Source organism: Candidatus Eremiobacterota bacterium, from assembly GCA_031082125.1.
Lineage (GTDB): Bacteria > Vulcanimicrobiota > CADAWZ01 > CADAWZ01 > Ess09-12 > Ess09-12.
The window spans coordinates 66,572-83,010 of the sequence record JAVHLM010000009.1; the positions used below are offsets into that span (position 1 = coordinate 66,572).

The 16,439-nt window shown below is 55.9% G+C and carries 13 protein-coding genes; 9 read left to right on the plus strand and 4 right to left on the minus strand.

What is annotated here, in order from left to right:
* Nucleotides 1–4 precede the first annotated feature (4 nt).
* Nucleotides 5–703, minus strand: coding sequence for an HAD family phosphatase (locus tag RDV48_12165; protein ID MDQ7823544.1), 699 nt, complete (start codon nucleotides 701–703; stop codon nucleotides 5–7).
* Nucleotides 704–917: 214 nt separating this feature from the next.
* Between RDV48_12165 and RDV48_12170 the strand changes: the two genes are divergently transcribed.
* Nucleotides 918–2,042 carry an SPFH domain-containing protein gene (locus tag RDV48_12170; protein MDQ7823545.1) on the plus strand — a complete coding sequence of 375 codons (1,125 nt, stop codon included), beginning with the start codon at nucleotides 918–920 and terminating at the stop codon, nucleotides 2,040–2,042.
* A 33-nt stretch (nucleotides 2,043–2,075) separates the two neighbouring features.
* Here the strand turns inward: RDV48_12170 and RDV48_12175 are convergent, their stop codons facing one another.
* A complete protein-coding gene (locus RDV48_12175; GenBank protein MDQ7823546.1) occupies nucleotides 2,076–2,561 on the minus strand; it encodes a hypothetical protein in 486 nt (161 codons plus the stop codon).
* 246 nt (nucleotides 2,562–2,807) lie between these two features.
* On the opposite strand from RDV48_12175, the gene RDV48_12180 reads away from it, so the two are divergent.
* A complete protein-coding gene (locus RDV48_12180; protein MDQ7823547.1) occupies nucleotides 2,808–3,944 on the plus strand; it encodes a GAF domain-containing protein in 1,137 nt (378 codons plus the stop codon).
* Between the two features lie 11 nt (nucleotides 3,945–3,955).
* On the opposite strand, the gene RDV48_12185 is transcribed toward RDV48_12180, so the two are convergent.
* Complete coding sequence (locus RDV48_12185; GenBank protein ID MDQ7823548.1) at nucleotides 3,956–4,876, minus strand: HEAT repeat domain-containing protein; 921 nt, start codon at nucleotides 4,874–4,876, stop codon at nucleotides 3,956–3,958.
* 196 nt (nucleotides 4,877–5,072) lie between these two features.
* Here RDV48_12185 and RDV48_12190 point away from each other — a divergent pair, with 196 nt between their 5' ends.
* From RDV48_12190 to hutU, 3 genes are read left to right on the plus strand one after another with little or no spacing between them, the layout of a single operon-like run.
* Nucleotides 5,073–6,554, plus strand: a complete 1,482-nt coding sequence (locus tag RDV48_12190) for a phosphoglucomutase/phosphomannomutase family protein (GenBank protein ID MDQ7823549.1) — start codon at nucleotides 5,073–5,075, stop codon at nucleotides 6,552–6,554.
* A gap of 51 nt (nucleotides 6,555–6,605) precedes the next feature.
* The gene (locus RDV48_12195; GenBank protein ID MDQ7823550.1) at nucleotides 6,606–7,142 is read left to right on the plus strand and encodes a hypothetical protein; all 537 of its coding nucleotides are present in this window, start codon (nucleotides 6,606–6,608) and stop codon (nucleotides 7,140–7,142) included.
* Nucleotides 7,143–7,147: 5 nt separating this feature from the next.
* Nucleotides 7,148–8,797, plus strand: coding sequence for a urocanate hydratase (gene hutU / locus RDV48_12200; protein ID MDQ7823551.1), 1,650 nt, complete (start codon nucleotides 7,148–7,150; stop codon nucleotides 8,795–8,797).
* Here the strand turns inward: hutU and RDV48_12205 are convergent.
* Entirely contained in the window at nucleotides 8,766–9,878 is a 1,113-nt protein-coding gene (locus RDV48_12205) for a glycosyltransferase family 9 protein (GenBank protein ID MDQ7823552.1), read from the minus strand. The two genes, hutU and RDV48_12205, sit on opposite strands and share 32 nt — an antisense overlap.
* A gap of 149 nt (nucleotides 9,879–10,027) precedes the next feature.
* Here RDV48_12205 and RDV48_12210 point away from each other — a divergent pair, with 149 nt between their 5' ends.
* From RDV48_12210 to RDV48_12225, 4 genes are all read left to right on the plus strand, one after another.
* On the plus strand, nucleotides 10,028–11,548 hold the full coding sequence (locus tag RDV48_12210) for a glycosyltransferase family 39 protein (protein MDQ7823553.1): 1,521 nt from the start codon (nucleotides 10,028–10,030) through the stop codon (nucleotides 11,546–11,548).
* A complete protein-coding gene (locus RDV48_12215) occupies nucleotides 11,548–11,958 on the plus strand; it encodes a YkgJ family cysteine cluster protein (GenBank protein MDQ7823554.1) in 411 nt (136 codons plus the stop codon). The genes RDV48_12210 and RDV48_12215 overlap by 1 nt, the downstream gene beginning before the upstream one ends.
* Nucleotides 11,959–12,208: 250 nt before the next feature.
* Nucleotides 12,209–14,737: an AAA family ATPase gene (locus RDV48_12220; GenBank protein MDQ7823555.1), complete on the plus strand. Its 2,529-nt coding sequence runs from the start codon at nucleotides 12,209–12,211 to the stop codon at nucleotides 14,735–14,737.
* A gap of 30 nt (nucleotides 14,738–14,767) precedes the next feature.
* Nucleotides 14,768–16,439: hypothetical protein (locus RDV48_12225; protein ID MDQ7823556.1), on the plus strand; the 1,672-nt coding region annotated here is incomplete at its 3' end.

Consider the following 16,439-nt stretch of genomic DNA (forward strand, 5'->3'; position numbering starts at 1 on the left):
CTCCTCATATCATCACAATGCCGTGACTGCGGCCCTTCCTCACCACCGCTCTGAGAAGATCCCTTATGTGGTCACGGGCGTCAAGGAGACTTTCGGCACGGTAATCGGCAAAGCTGAAATCCTGAAGCGCCGTATACTCGCTGGGCACCGCAATAAGATAACAGCCGGCCCTCTTGCCGGCCAGGGCACCGTTGGACGAATCCTCAAGAACGATGCACTCCCCGGGATCAACAGCAAGTCTCTCGGCAGTGAGAAGGTATATGGCCGGGTCAGGCTTCCCCGCCTTCACGCCTTCACTTGTCTGGATCAGATCAAAGCACTGCCTGACAGAAAGGCTCTCCATGGCAATATCCACAAGAACCGCAGGCGATCCAGTGGCCACAGCCAGCTTGAGACGGCCGTGGAACTCTCCTATTATCTCGTGGAGGCCTTTCATCGGTTTCGTGTCGTGCTTGAGGTTCTCCGCCATCCGCTGCTCCCTCATGGCTGCGAGCTCTTCCGGAGGAACCCCGATGCCAAGATCCCTTGCAAAGACACCCATTGATTCAACAGGTGAGCGGCCCATCATGTCCCAGAGCGTGCCATCCTGTACCGCATGACCGAAGGAACGGGCGAGCTCGCGCTCTGTCTGAAAATAAAGGCGCTCGCTGTCAATCATCAGGCCGTCCATGTCAAAAATGAGAGCCCTTATATTCTTTTGCATGACGCCTGTACCTTATACTCACAGGATATTGCTGACGACACCATTATACCGGACAGGGTAATAAGCGTCAATATATCATACTCCCCGGAAAATGGCAATGCTCACTGTGCCCCGCGGCACTGACACCACGGGCATACCGAGGTATCATGGAATCAGAATACTTCTCCTCAGGCACCACGCCTGGAGCCCAAAAGGACAAAAGGAGGTAAGGCATATGTTTTTCAGAAGGATCACGGCCCTTCCATGCGAGTCTCTGCTCACCATAAAGAGCGGCAAAGCCACCTGTCACGGCAACGGCGCGAGCACCGTAATATTTCCCTGGGACAGTTATGCCCTCGTTCCCACGACGGCCATAGAGCATACCTTCCAGATGCACCAGGAAAGTTTCGACGGCATCACCTTGAGGTTCAAGGGGATAATCATCTACAGGATCGTCGATGTGGCACTGGCGGCATCCCTCTTTCCCTTTACTGTCTCAGGGGGAGTCGAGCACATCTCACAGGCCATAGGCGACATCTGCATGGGCGAGCTCAGGGCTATCGTGGCGCAGATGACAATGGACGAATGCATCAGGGAGCGGAAGACCGGCATCACGGAGAAGCTCAAGGACGGCGTGATACCGCTCATAGAAGGCTACAGCGACATCAAGGGGTGGGGCATAAAAATCGATGTGCTCCAGGTAGCCCAGGTCTTCTGCCCCGACGAGAGGCTCCTGGCCCAGCTCCAGGCCGACGCCCGCGACAAGATAAGGAAAACGGCGCAGTTTTCGACAATTGAGACCAACAGGCAGATAGAGATGACAGAGAGGGAAACCCGGAAGCAGCTCGAGATGTCCAGGATACATGCCGATATCGAGCTGTCGTCGCAGACCAACGAGCTGGAGAAAGTCAAGCTCGAGAGAAAAAGGGAATACGAGGCCAAGAAAAACGCCGTGGACGACGAGCTGAGGCTTGCAGAGCTGGAGTCAAACAGAGTATTCGACGAAAAAAGGATTGCCGCCGAGAGCAAGCTCAAGCTCCAGGAGCTTGAAATGAAGATGGAGATCGCGGAAAAACAGCTCAGGCTCAAAGAGATGGAGACAAGGCTCAATCAGCTCGACGTGGAGAGCACAGCCCTCCGGGAAAAGACCATGATGGAGATCCGGAAGGAGATCCTGCCCATAGAGCAGCTTCCCCGCATAAGCGAGAATCTGTCGGGGCTCTTCAAGAATTCCAACCTCACCTTCTACGGGGACCAGAGCATGATGCTCTTCAACTCACTGGGGGAGATCCTGGGAACAATGCTCACGCCCCCTAAGAAAAACGGCCACAAGGAGGAGGAGGCCATTCCGAGGAACTGACGGGCTCAGGGAGCGGTAGCGGCGAAGACCCCGCTACCGTATCCTCTTGATGCTTTTCAGGAAGGCGTTGATGTCGTCTATGTTATTCTTGGCCGCCCCGGGGGCGCCGTAATAGAAGAAGAGCGTGTAAAGCTTCTTCTGCGCAGGAACGATTGAGAGGGTAAAGACCACAGGTATCTCGTTGACCTTGGCAGTTCCGTCAACTGCAACGCCTTCCAGGCCGTTGATGTTGACATTTCTGGTCTCCCCCTTTTTTATGGACTGCATGTAGCGAAGGAGCGACGCTTCTGATCCGATGAGGGCGCTCTGGGTGTCCTCTGCCTTGATCACCTCGAAACAGAGGATTATGTCTCCCCTCGGAGACGAGAGAACCAGAGGATTGGCATTCATCACCGGCCACGTATCGGCCACATCAAACTGGATGTTGCCGTCCCTGTTGTTGTAATGCGCCGCCTGGAGAGGCATCATTGCCGCGAGCATAAATACCAGGAGAAAACAGCAGGCTATCCAATTCTTCATTAAGGTGGCACCTCTTTCTTCCTTGATACTCTCTCTACCTTGCGGGAAGCTTTCTATTCCCGGGGTCTGGAGTATAAGATACCACAGGAAAGAGCTGATCCCTCCTGGAGATGCCGGCAGGATTTGGCCGCCCTTTGTCCAAGGTATACTGACGCACATTATACTCTCATGGATAATGATGTCGTCAGCTATGCTCTGGAGTAAAGAAAAAACCTCTGGTAATCTGAAAGTCACAAGGAGGAGCCAATGGACTCCACAGGCACATGTCACGGCGAGATCCGCCATATTCTTTCGGCAGTCAACGAGATAAACGAGTTTCTGATAAGCTCGGACTTTAACCTTGAAGCGGTCCTCGAGGTGATCATACAGAAGGCCCTCCAGGTGAGCGCGGCAAAATACGGGCAGATACTCCTCTACAATGGCCAGGATCTTACTATTGCGGCCACGACGGGCGTCGTGGAAAAAGGAGTGAAGCTTCTCCCCGGAAAATGCGCCTGCGGCGTCGTGCTGGAAAAGGGGGAGCCCCTGCTCATCGCTGACGTGGAAAAAGCCGAGCGTTACCACCGCTTTTTCGACGATGCGAAGAGCGAGCTCGCCGTACCCCTCGCCGAATGTGGAAAAATGCTGGGTGTGCTCAACGTTGAAAGCCCCGAGAAGGGGGCCTTCAATGGCAGCCACCAGGAGATGCTCACCACTCTCGCCCTCCAGGCCTCCCATGCCATCAAGATAGCCAGGATGTATGAACAGCAGCGGGCCCTCGCCGAGATTGACAGGGCCCTGGCCCGCGCCACCAATGAACCCGAGGCCGTGTACGAAATGATCATAGAAAAGAGCCTGAACCTCATCGGCGGGCGCTCGGGGCAGCTTCTGCTGCTGGAAGGAGAAGAGCTTGTCATCGCGGCCACGACAGGCCAGGAAAAACCGATGGAGACGAGGGTGTGCATCGAAAGCTCAATAAGCGGCATCGCGGTGAAGAGCAAGAAGCCCCTCAACATCGGCGATGTGACAAAAGAGCCTTACAGCAGGCTCTACAGGTCATACCTGGGAACAATGAAAAGCGAGCTCGTCATTCCGCTCATTGAGGGAGAGACTGTCATAGGTGCCCTCAACTTTGAAAACCCCCTGGAGAATTACTTCGACGGGGAGCATGTCAGAATACTCATCTCCATGGCTGATCATGCCACGGTGGGGATCAGGAACCTCCAGATATACCAGAAGTTCCATTCGGGCCTCCACGAGGTAAAGGGACTCCTTTCCGACCTTGAGGAGTTCCCCGACAAGATGAAGAGAGCCCTTTCAAGCTTTCACAGGATCACCCGGTTCTTCGAGGAGAGAGAGCGGCCGGAAGCGCCTCTCATTCTCCCCCCTACAGGCGATTACTGAGTGCAATGTCCCTAAAACCTGTCCTCCTGGCCCCTGGTAAGGTTCTTTTCTATCCAGTCGCCCTTGGCGGCAAGGTCAAGGATCACCTTTCTCGTCGCCCCGATGGTGTCATAGGATATCACTGAAGAGTAGCTCATCGTGAAAAACTCCTTTCCCTCGACCTGCCGGAGCGCGATTCCTCCGTACGTCATCTTCGCGTTGGCAGTGAGGGCCCACTTGTAAAGAGGGGGGGAAGCAGCTCCGCAGGTGGTGTAGAGCACGATAAGCTCGCTCTTATCCCTCTCATCCTCTTTAAAGGTCACATATATTCTCTGCTTTCTTCCTCCCTCGAGAGGCACCGTGAGAAGGAACCCATGGGGCGACTTCTCCTGCCTTATGCCGGTGCCCTCGATGAGCCTCTCCATATAGGTCTCTATGGAGAATGGATGCTCTTTTGCCGGAGGTGCGACACTGGCAGGCAGAGGAACAGGCGACGGCACGGTCGGTTCTGAAAGCCGGGGAGGCGCTGAAGGTGCCGGGGAAGAGGTCGGCGGCTGCACGGGGTCCGGTGGGGATTCCTTCAGTTCATTGAGAGAGCGCTCTGCAAAGTACCTCACTATCCATGACTCATCGTTCAGGGCCCTTTCTATCGCTTCCAGTGCGGCAGAGCCGCCAATCTTCCCCAGGGCAATCACGGCGCTTTTCCTCACCTCAAGATCGCTGTCGCCGGTGAGGGGCACGAGATCCTGCACAAGCGACCGGTCGTGGATGTTCCCCAGCGCGAGAACTGCTTCGCGGCGAAGATACGTATCGCTGTGATATACAAGGCTCCTCAGCACATCCATGGACTGGGCTCCGAGATTCTGCTCCATCTTGTTGATTATCTCGATCTTCTCAAAGAGGCTCACCATGGGATCGTCAAGCTTCTTTCTAATTTCTTCGACTGCCTGCATAAGCGGCACCCCCTTCGTGATGACTTAAAGATCTTAATTCTCCACAGGCAGGTGATGGCCTCCATAGGGAGGGGAAAAAAAATTAGTAAACTGTCCCTTTTTTCTGTCCCACTTTTCCCTTTTTGTGGTATAATTAATCTGAATTTTCCTCATAAAAAACGATATAATACCTTATCTCGAACCACAGGGGGAGCCCATGGGAATTACTTTTGGAACCGACGGATGGCGGGGAATAGTCGCTGACGATTTTACCTTTGAGAATATAAGGCGCGTTGCAAGGGCTATCGCACGCTTTCTTTACTGGCAGGGGAGGAAAGACCTTGATATCTACAAGCCCAAAAAGGGAGCGACTTACCAGTGCCCTTACCGGCACCCCAGGGAAGGCATTGTGGTGGGCTATGACACGCGCTTCATGTCAAGAACTTTCGCCGAAGTGGCAGCAGGAGAGTTCATAAAGGCCGGGATACCGGTCTACCTCTCTTCCGGACCCTCATCATCACCGTCCATCTCAACCTCCGTCGATGACCTGAAAGCCTGCGGCGCCGTCATCATCACGGCAAGCCATAACTCCCCCGAGTACAACGGGATAAAATTCAAGCCGGAATACGGCGGCTCAGGGACTCCCGAAGTGACGCACGCCATTGAAAAAAGAATAAATGGAGCCGAGGAATTCACCCTTCCGGAAGCCGAAGGGGAGGCCGCTATCAAGGAATTCTCTCCCCACGAGCGCTATACGGAACGCGTGGTGAGCCTCATCGATCTTGAGCGCATCGCCAGCTCCCGCTTTAAAATCATAAGCGATCCCATCTACGGCGCAAGCAGGGGACTTCTCGAGCAGGCTCTGGGAGGCATAGGCACTTACGTTGAAGAGATCCGCGGGGAGATAAACCCCATATTCGGGGGCTACAATCCCGAGCCCATAGGGAAAAACCTCGCCCCTCTCGTGGAGAGAATCCTCAGGAACAAGGCCGACATAGGCTTTGCCTATGACGGTGACGGCGACCGCCTTGGCGCCGTGGACTCGCGGGGACGCTTCATGAACTCCCATGAGGTCTTTGCCCTTATCCTCTGGCACCTCGTGGAGAACAGGAAATGGTCCGGCGGCGTGGCCAGAACATTTTCCACCTCCCATATCATCGATGTCATGGCCGGACGCTACGGCCTCCCCCTTTACGAGACGCCCATCGGCTTTAAGTACATTGCCCACCTGATGCTGGAAAAGGACATCCTGCTGGGCGGCGAGGAGAGCGGCGGCATCGGCGTCAAAAACCATATTCCCGAGAAGGATGCCATATTGATCAGCCTCCTGCTGCTGGAGGCAATGGCTTACAAGGGGGAAGGAATCGGAAGCCTGCTGGAGCAGCTGATGCGGGACCACGGCTTCTTCTATTTCCACAGGACCGATATAAGAATTACCAACAACGACGAGAAGGAATCCATCATTTCACGGCTTCTCAACTCGCCTCCCGCCCGGTTTATTGACGGAAAAATCGAAGATATCAGGACCCTTGACGGTATCAAGTATATCCTGCCGGGCAACAACTGGATTCTTTTCAGGCCATCGGGGACAGAGCCGGTGCTCCGTATCTACGTGGAGGCCCGGTCCCATGAACTGGCGCAGAAAATACTGAGAGAAGGCGAAGAATTAGTACAGAACCGGCAATACAGCCCTTCATAGATAATCCTGCCGGTACGTCCCAGATCAAGATATTGAAAGGAGAGAACCTCAATGGTCTGCTATAAATGCAAGCTGGACAACCTGCCAGGCCAGACTTACTGCGAAGCCTGCGGGACTAATCTCAGTGAGCCGCCGCCTGCCGCAGAGGCCCCTGCCGCGCCTGCCGCGGAAAACAGTCACCACTTCGAAGAGATAAAGACACAGCTCAGGGAGACCTTCAAGGTGGATTCCGAAGAGGTGAAGAAACACCTCCAGGACCTCAGGAAAAACCTGAAGCTCGGGAAGGCCGACATCGCCTCGTGGTACAGAAAACTCCTTGCCGACATCAGGGAGGGGCGCATCAAGGTCATCCCCAAAAACAAGGCACGGTTCGCCATCAATGAGGGGGGGAACATCGTCACCTGGATCGTCTTCAGAATGATGCCGCCCTCACCAAGCCGTATAGTAGAGTTTTTCAAGAGCTACTGGGGGCTCGCGACCATGCTGAGCCTGGGCTATTTCCAGAGCCTCAAGGAAGACGAGACGGAAAGGCAGTACGAGGAGCTCATGCTCCATGATCAGGAGAATCTCCCGGAAACAAAGGAGTGAGAGATATGTCACTGCACCGCGAAATAAGAGCTCCCCGCGGCACGGCCATCTCCTGCAAAGGCTGGCCCCAGGAGGCAGCGCTGCGTATGCTGATGAACAACCTGGACCGCGAGGTGGCGGAAAAGCCTGAGGACCTCGTGGTGTATGGCGGCACGGGAAAAGCTGCAAGAAACTGGGAGTGTTTTGACGCGATAGTGAAGGCTCTCAGAGACCTTGAAGGCGATGAAACCCTTTTAGTCCAGTCAGGAAAGCCTGTGGGAATCCTCAGAACCAATCAGCTTGCTCCCCGCGTCCTCATTGCCAATTCCAACCTGGTGCCCCACTGGGCCACATGGGAGGAGTTCCGGCGCCTGGAAAAGCTCGGGCTCATCATGTACGGCCAGATGACTGCAGGAAGCTGGATATATATAGGCACCCAGGGCATCCTCCAGGGCACCTACGAGACCCTCTCGGCCTGTGCAAGAAAGCACTTCGGTTCAAGCCTCAAGGGAAGAATCACCCTCACGGCGGGTCTTGGCGGAATGGGAGGCGCCCAGCCTCTTGCGGTGACCATGAACGACGGCATCTGCATAGCTGTGGAAGTAGACAGGGAGCGCGTAAGAAAGCGCATTGACACCGCTTACTGCCAGCGCGCCACCGACTCCCTCGATGAGGCAATTGCCCTGGCGCTTGAGGCGAAGAAGGAGGGAAAGCCCCTCTCAATAGCCCTGGTGGGAAACGCCGCCGAGACTCATCATGAATTTCTGAAAAAAGGCTTCATCCCCGACATAGTGACGGACCAGACCTCGGCCCACGACGCCCTTAACGGCTATGTCCCCGCCGGCATGCCCTACGATGAGGCGCTGAAGCTCCGAAAAGAGAACCCCCGGGAGTACATCAAGAGATCCCTGGAATCAATGGCACGCCACGTGGAGGCCATGCTCTCCTTCCAGAAAGCAGGCTCCGTGGTCTTTGACTACGGGAACAATATCCGCCAGCAGGCCCTTTCAGCGGGAGTGACCGGCGCCTTTGACTTCCCCGGCTTCGTGCCCGCCTATATCCGCCCCCTCTTCTGCGAGGGGAAAGGCCCCTTCAGGTGGGCGGCCCTCTCAGGCGACCCTGAAGATATTTACACCACTGACGAGATCATCCTGAGGGAGTTTCCCGGGAACGAGCCCCTCAGGCGCTGGATAGAAAAAGCCCGCACGGAAGTGAAGTTCCAGGGCCTTCCTGCCCGCATCTGCTGGCTCGGGTACGGCGAGCGCGCCCGCATCGGGAATCTTTTCAACGAGCACGTGAAGTCCGGGAAATTAAAGGCCCCCATTGTGATAGGAAGAGATCACCTTGACTCGGGAAGCGTGGCGTCGCCCAACAGGGAGACGGAATCAATGAAGGACGGGAGCGATGCCATTGCCGACTGGCCCATACTCAACGCCCTAGTGAACACGGCGGCAGGCGCCCACTGGGTTTCGTTCCACCATGGCGGCGGCGTGGGGATAGGCTTCTCGCTCCACGCGGGTATGGTCGTCGTTGCCGACGGCAGCGACGAGGCATCTCTGAGGCTGGAAAGGGTTCTCACCACGGACCCTGGCATGGGAGTGATCCGCCATGTCGATGCAGGCTATGATGAAGCAATCGCCACGGCTAAGGAAAAAGGCGTGAAAATACCGATGTGATCTTCGCCATCACTTCCCCAGCCCTTATAGAGTCCATACAGCGGGGCTCCTTCTCGCAATTTCCCCTGTAACAGGGTGCGCAGGGGAAGTCGGAAACGACCTTCTCCCCCCTCCCGTAGAGATATATCTCCGAGTGGCATGTGGGCCCGAAAAGGGCCACCACGGGGACCTTCAGAGCGATGGCCATGTGCAGCGCCGTCGTGTCGGCGCTCACTACCAGGTGACAGCGGCGGATAAAGGAGGCAAACTGCTTCAGGGTGTTGTTGTTTCCCGTATTATGGACAGGGAAAGAAATCTTCTCCTCTATGAGCCTGTTCCGCTCCGTTTCTGCAGGCCCGCCCAGCAGAAGGATCTCAGCACCCAGTTCCCTGCGGGCTGTTTCTGCAAGGGCCACGAAACCCTCGAGGGCCCACTTTTTGGTGGCGAAAATGTCCCCGCAGCCGGTGTTGAGGCCTATAAGAGGGAACCTGTCCGCGATGCCCCTTGAAAAGATATAGGCTTCACCGAATGAGAGCTCCTGCGGCGAAAGGGAAAGCTCGTACTCCTCACCCTGGAAGGGGAGGCCTGCCATGGAGAAGATTATCTCCTGGTAACTGAGCTTGTTCCTTTTGAACTTGAGATCATCAAAGAGGCCGAGATCATAGGCATATGCCGATTCACTGTTGTATATCGAGAGCTTCCCCTCGCCGGTGAGAGAAAAGCCCTCCTTCCTGTCGGCTTTCATGGCCGCAGCGAATCCGCATGCCTCGGGAGCCTTGTCAAAGTTCAGCAGGAGGTGAAAGTGCTCGGCCTGGAGCACTATAAAGGATGCAAAATTGAGCCTCATCAGGCGGGAAATCCCCGGGATTCCCTCAAGAAGGGGATAGGAGGCATCATCGGTGACCCAGGTGACGGTGAGCTCACCATGCCTCTTTTTCAGGGCGGCGAGCACCGGGGTGGTGCGCAGGGCATCACCGATAGCTCCCAGCTTGAGTATCAAGACTCTGGCACCCATGGGAATATAAGCGCTGCAGCCGTCACACTGGCTTTGCTGCCTGCAGGGCTTGTATCCTGTAAAAAATCTGCAGTCCTGACGGTACATGGCATCCCTCCTGTGGGATTATCTCGAAGCCTCCAAAGGCATTGCTCTCTTCGTATTTCTTTTACCGCTCCCTCCACTCCTTCTTGAGGGCCCTCACAGGGGCCCGAGAAGGAATTTTCCCCCGGAAAAAGAAGATGGGTGCCAAGGCCATGAATAATGAACCGCCAGAAAGCCAAGGGTTATCGAAAAAACTCCCCCTCCTTTCACTTTCCCTCATTCTTGTCATTGCACTGGCAGCGAGGCTCCCGGGCCTCGGGTCCCACAGTCTTTCTATTGATGAGGCCGTCACCTGGTTCACGGCCTTGAGGCCTCTTCCCGCCATTCTGCCGCACATGACCTCCACATGCGAGGTCCACCCGCCTCTCTATTTCTATGGGGCCCATGTATGGATGCTCCTTGGAACATCGGAATGGATAATGCGCCTTTCCTCGGTCATAGCCGGGCTTTTAAGCATAGTGATATCCTGGCTCCTCGGAAGAGAGCTTTTTGGCGGGCGCACGGCCATCCTGGGCACTCTCCTTCTCTCACTTTCATCGTTTCACATACTACTCTCCCAGGAATTCAGGATGTACCCCCTTATCGCGGCCCTCTTCACCCTCTCGCTCTTTCTTTTCATCAGGTGGAAGCGGGGAGGATCACCGGGGTACCTGGTCCTCCTCACCATAGTGAACACCGCAGGGCTCTATACTCATTACCTCCTCTTCTTCCCCCTTGTAATCGAAAATTGCTGCCTCATCGCCGATTTCGGGCCGTCACGAAAACTGTTGAGGGGATGGATTGTCTCTCAATGCGCCACGGCCTTTCTTTACCTTCCCTGGATACTCTATTATCTGAGAAACAACAAGGGCCAGGACCTGACCCTGCGCGATGCGCCGGGCTTCTGGCACATCGCCACGCTCTTCTCCCAGATGACCTGGGGCCCGGGCTTCCCTGCCTTTCTCCCCGAAAGGGCAGGCGATGGCCTTCTTGTAGGGGGGATATTCACCCTGCTGCTGTCACTCTATGCCCTCAGGCATGCAGGCAGAGAGGCAGGGATACTCTGCGCGTCGGGACTTCTCATCCCTCTGTCTGCGGCAGTTCTGCTGTCGCGCTTTACTCCCTTCAGGATCTTTGAGTTCAAATATTTCCTCATCATAGCGCCCCTCTTTTTCCTTTTGATTGCCCTGCTGGTCTGCAGCATGAAAGTGAAAGCCATTGCGGCTCTGTTCCTGGCGCTTTTCTTGATCACCAATGCCATCTCATGGGCACGCTGCGCCTGGGATCCGCGTTACCAGGGCCAGAACTGGCGCGGAGCCTCCGCCATCCTCCAGAAGTTCTCCAGTGATGACGAGGTAATTGTCGTCCACCCCTCGATGATGTCCCAGGGAATATTCTACTATTACGGGGGAAAGAGCTTATTGTATCCCGTGGACTCACCAGACAGGGGGGCTCTGCTGAAAGAGCTGGAAAAATTCAAGCGCGTATGGCTCTGCTTCACTCCCCACCATCCCTATGTCGTCAGGACAGGCCTTGCACGCTGGATGGACAGGGTTCTCGAGGAAAAAAACTATGCCCTTATCCCCGGGGAGACTTTCATACCCTCAAGCGTCATCATGCTCAAGCTCTATGAGGTGCCTTCCCATAAGGAGCAGGATCACGGAAACCCGCCGCCGGGAGAGGGGAGTCCTTGATGAAAAGCCTCGTGCTGGCTCTTGAGAAGCAGCTTGCCAGGGTTCTGGGAAAAAGCTTCCTCGTGAAAGGGAAGTGCCGGCGGTGTGGACGATGCTGCAGGCAGATGGCCCTTACCCTCGGGGGAAGAAAGATCGGGACAGAAGAGGATTTTGACACGCTCAAAAAACTCTTCCCCGCCTATCAGAGGTTTGTGATACAGGGGACCGCGCCAGGCGGCGCCCTTGTATTCTCCTGCACAAGGCTCGGCAGCGAAAACCTCTGCGGTGACTACCGCCGCAGGCCTTCTTTCTGCAGGCAGTTCCCCGATGTCCAGAGCTTCGATCTCCTCCACCTCCTCCCCGAAGGGTGCGGCTATTCTCTTATTCCCCTGAGGGAATTCAATGAGTTCCTCCGCGATGAGATGAAATAAGCCTCTGCAGGTGGCCGCCCTGTTTCGACATCTTGCCGCCATGCTCTATCTTTTCAAGCTGAGATAAGCTACCATGGGGGAAGGAAGAAGGGCTGTCCCTATATTTGTTAACAAAATATTAACATGAGAAAAGGGAAAACCCGTTTTCAAACCATGGGCAATACAGTATAATGGAACATGGTATTTTGCGTGATAATGCATTCTCCTCACCAGCGCGGTGGGAATAACGATGTGAAAGGATGAGGCAGCCGTGATAAGTAATGTAGGACCATTGACACCCGATCTTCAGAGCGCTCAGGGATTGAGAGGACCTGCCGCAAACCTTGGAAGTGCTTCACCGGAGATAGCCTTGCAGGCAGACGGCACGGTGTTCTCATCGCCTGGCGAAGATGACATCGCAGCCCAGAAAGCAAAGCTGGACGCGATGAAAGGCGCCACGCAGCAGGCAGGAGGAGCGGCACAGCCCCCAAAGCTTGTGGCAGTGGAAGAGCCCTTTGAAAAATCAAAGACCTATATTCCTTCAGCAAAAGCGAAGCTCATTGAGACTGAGACAACGGTGAGCAACCTCAAAAGGCTTGCCATAGGCATCAAGCTCAAGGAAAACGTCCTCATGGAAGGCCCCACGGGCGCGGGCAAGACGGCCCTCGTGAAAAACCTCGCCCACCTCACGAGAAATGAGCTCCGGCGCATCAACCTGAGTGACATGACCGATATCACCGAGATCATAGGCGGCTTCAAACCGACAACAGACGCAGAGACCGGGAAGCAGAAATTTGAGTGGCGCGACGGCATCGTCGTCGAGGCCATGCGCAAAGGCCAGTGGCTCCTCCTTGACGAGATCAACCTCGCCAATCCTGACATTCTTGAGCGAATGAACTCCCTCTTCGATGATGACCGCTACCTGGTGCTCTCAGAGAAGCCTGACAACGAGATGGTGAAGCCCGATCCCAATTTCATGATTTTCTGTACCATGAACCCGGCTTCCTATTCAGGCAGAAAAGAGCTCTCCGACGCGATGAAGAACAGGCTCCACATGATGTGGGTCGATTCCCTTCCCCCTGCTGAGAACGTGGAGATAATGAAGGCCATCTCCAAGACCAAGCTCCCCGACGAGACCTTGCTCAAGATGGCCATGTTCAACCAGACCATCGCCGACCTTGCCGAGCACCGCCAGCTGGGAAAGCGCGACGGCCCTTATCCCTTCACGCTGAGGGATGTCATCAAGTGGCTCGGCAGGATTGAAGAGCACAAGGGCGATTACGGCGACATCAACCAGGTCATTTACCAGGAAGGGCAGCGTGTCTATGTGGACCGCTTCCAGACCAAGGAGGACCGCGACCTTGTCGAGGATACCCTGAAGGCCGTTTTCGGGAAGGCCGCCATGCCGACCCAGAGGAACAAGGAGATCAAGGACCTGGGCAATGGCAATGTGCAGATAGGCAATGCAGTCATTGAGAAAAACCCTCTCGGCGGCGAGTTCGTGCCCGGTGAAGACTCAAAGCTCATCCTCACCGGTACCGGCATGGACCAGATGGAGAAAATCGCGGGCTGCGTGCAGAACGACGAGATGGTCCTGCTCGTGGGGCCCACTGCCTCCGGAAAGACGTCGTACGTGAGATACCTCGCGAACATTGCCAATACCAACATAAGGCGCTATAACCTGAGCCAGCAGACCGACACCACCGACTTCATCGGCGGCTTCGTGCCCACGGGGCAGCCCGGGCAATTCGCCTGGCGCGACGGCATCCTCGTCGAATCGATGAAGCCCAAGTGCATCCGCGACACCCAGCTTATGACAAAGGCCGGCGCAGGCGACAACGTCAGGAGCCTTCCGGCGGGGACAAGACTCAACTATTATATGACCAAGGACATCAACGGAGAAAAGTGGAGCTTCGTGGAATGCTCCGACGGCCAGAAGGGCTGGGTCAAGGACAACAACCTGAAGTCCGACTGGATAATCTTCGACGAGATCAACCTCGCCGAGCCGTCAATCCTCGAGAGGATCAACTCCCTTCTCGACGACGACCGCTCGCTGGTCCTCACGGAAAAGAACAACGAGCGCATCCAGGCTCATCCCTCGTTCAAGATATTCGCCACCATGAACCCGGCGACAGGGCGCTACGCGGGAAGAAAAGAGCTCTCCCTCGCGATGCGCAACAGATTCACCGAGATATGGCATGACGAGCTCAAGAACCCCGCGGAGATAAAGACCATCGTGCAGTTCTTCATGCGCAAGGTGCCTGAAGGCAAGGAACTGGGCTCCAAGATGGTGGACTTCCAGACCGAGCTCAAGGACAAGGTGATGAAAAAGGAGATCGGAGCCAAGCAGCGCGGCGGCTACGTCTATACCCTCAGAAACCTCAAGTACTGGAGCAATTACTGCAAGTCACTCTACACAGATGAGCTGGAGAGCCAGATCCAGGCAAAAATCCAGGACAACCTCGTGGCCAAGGGGATGGACAAGGACAAGGCCCAGAGGGCTGCCATGAAGAAGGTCATGACGATGGCAAACGGCCTCGGCAAGGGAGAAACGGTCTGGACAGCCGCCGAGACCAAGCTCAAGGCCGAGCTTGATGCCGAGAAGATTGACATCAAGGCCCTCAAGGCGGAGGCCCTCAAGAAAGCATTCATTGAAGGCGCCGTGCACTGCTACTCCGACGAGATGCCCGACAAGAAGGACAGGGAAGCAGTGCTCGAGCTCGCGAAAAAGCACTTTGAAGGGACGGGAAAGCCTTCCGACCAGATCTATGAGGAATGGAAGAAGGCGGGCATACTCTAAAAAGAGCCGTAATGCAAAGGAGCGCTTCACATGGGTATCATTGACAGAATAAAATCAAGCTTCACGGGGAGCTCATCAAAGCCTCCCCAGAACACACCGCCTGCCGGGAAAGAGCAGGAGGCTCCGCCAGTCCAGGGCGACACCGTGAACATCTCGGGAAAAAGCGGGAAAGAAGCGCCGCTGAAAGCTGCCGATTCCTCCCAGGGAGAGGCCAGCGCACCGCCATCTCCTGCACCGCCATCCCAGGGCGATGCAAAGGCCCGGGAATCGCGGGTCCCCGACAGGATATTCATGGATCCGAACCAGGATCCATCCGCACAGGGCACCGCAAGTGCACAGGGCCCTGCCGCTGCGCAGAAAGACGAGCCCTCCGAGACAGAGAAGACCCAGAGGATAAAAAATATCATTCACCGCATGTCGGGCCTTGCCAAGGCCTTGGGTGGCGATTTCGCAATGGACGTTCGCGAGGGCCCCATGTGGGCTTATGATTTTGAGCGCAACTGCATCTATTATCCTGCCGAGGAGCTCGCGAAACGCTCTGATGACTATGCCCTCGGCGTCATCTTCCACGAATCGGGCCACAGGCGTTATTCACGCTGGTTCGTCGAGGATTCAATGAAACAGAACGAGCCCTTCCTCTTCCTCAACAATGCCGTGGAGGACCCGAGGATCAACAACGTCATTGGCTCGCGTTTTGAAGGCATCAAGGACTATTTCAAGTCAGTATATGAAGAGGACCTTTTTACCCCCGAGTTCGCCACGCAGATGAAGGAGAAGATCGTGGACAAGATGGTGAAGGAGGCCAAGGGGAGGCTCACCGAGGACGAGGCGAGGAAGGTAGTCGATGGCATGCCTTTCCCCATTCCCCGCAACGTCCAGTACGGCATGGGAGTAATCTATGACTGGTACACCGGAGGGAAAATGGATCCCAGGATCAAGGATCCTATGGTTCAGCAGGCAATAAAGGACACGGCTGCCGACTTCCATGAAGCCTTCAATCTCAAGCGCCCCACGCTCACGAAAGATCTCACTCCCAGGGAGGTTGACAAGCAGGCCCGTGAAGCTTACAAGATAGTGAAGGAAAAACTGTGGCCCGTAGTCCAGAAGCTTGTTGATGAAGACAAGAAAGACATGGCCAACCAGCTTCAGAACCAGCAGGGGCAGCAGGGGCAGCAGTCCGGCCAGGGCCAGCAGGGGCAGCAGTCCGGCCAGGGACAGCAGTCGGGCCAGGGCCAGCAGTCAGGCCAGGGTCAGCAGGGCCAGCAGTCGGGCCAGGGACAGCAGTCAGGCCAGGGTCAGCAGGGGCAGCAGGGGCAGCAGTCGGGCCAGGGACAGCAGTCAGGCCAGGGTCAGCAGGGGCAGCAGTCGGGCCAGGGGCAGCAGTCAGGCCAGGGAGACCAGGCGGGCAAGAAGCCCGAAGAGACAGGCCAGGGCGGCGGCGGCAAGATGACCGAGCAGGAAGCGAAAGACCTCGCTGATAAGGTCATCAATGAGATCGCCAAGGATATGAACAAGAACCTGGAGTCCAAGGATCCCAACAATGCACGCCCCGGCCAGGGGAACCAGCAGGGAAACCAGCAGGGACAGCAGGGAAACCAGGCAGGACAGCAGGGCAATCAGCAGGGCCAGCAGGGAAACCAGCAGGGACAGCAGGGAAACCAGCAGGGACAGCAGGGAAACCAGGCAGGACAGCAGGGCAATC

What these genes read in the sequence shown, in the direction of transcription:
- RDV48_12165 (MDQ7823544.1), bottom strand. Translation starts at nt 703, where the DNA reads ATGCAAAAGAATATAAGGGCTCTCATTTTTGACATGGACGGCCTGATG.
- RDV48_12170 (MDQ7823545.1), top strand. Translation starts at nt 918, where the DNA reads ATGTTTTTCAGAAGGATCACGGCCCTTCCATGCGAGTCTCTGCTCACC.
- RDV48_12175 (MDQ7823546.1), bottom strand. Translation starts at nt 2,561, where the DNA reads ATGAAGAATTGGATAGCCTGCTGTTTTCTCCTGGTATTTATGCTCGCG.
- RDV48_12180 (MDQ7823547.1), top strand. Translation starts at nt 2,808, where the DNA reads ATGGACTCCACAGGCACATGTCACGGCGAGATCCGCCATATTCTTTCG.
- RDV48_12185 (MDQ7823548.1), bottom strand. Translation starts at nt 4,876, where the DNA reads ATGCAGGCAGTCGAAGAAATTAGAAAGAAGCTTGACGATCCCATGGTG.
- RDV48_12190 (MDQ7823549.1), top strand. Translation starts at nt 5,073, where the DNA reads ATGGGAATTACTTTTGGAACCGACGGATGGCGGGGAATAGTCGCTGAC.
- RDV48_12195 (MDQ7823550.1), top strand. Translation starts at nt 6,606, where the DNA reads ATGGTCTGCTATAAATGCAAGCTGGACAACCTGCCAGGCCAGACTTAC.
- hutU (MDQ7823551.1), top strand. Translation starts at nt 7,148, where the DNA reads ATGTCACTGCACCGCGAAATAAGAGCTCCCCGCGGCACGGCCATCTCC.
- RDV48_12205 (MDQ7823552.1), bottom strand. Translation starts at nt 9,878, where the DNA reads ATGTACCGTCAGGACTGCAGATTTTTTACAGGATACAAGCCCTGCAGG.
- RDV48_12210 (MDQ7823553.1), top strand. Translation starts at nt 10,028, where the DNA reads ATGAATAATGAACCGCCAGAAAGCCAAGGGTTATCGAAAAAACTCCCC.
- RDV48_12215 (MDQ7823554.1), top strand. Translation starts at nt 11,548, where the DNA reads ATGAAAAGCCTCGTGCTGGCTCTTGAGAAGCAGCTTGCCAGGGTTCTG.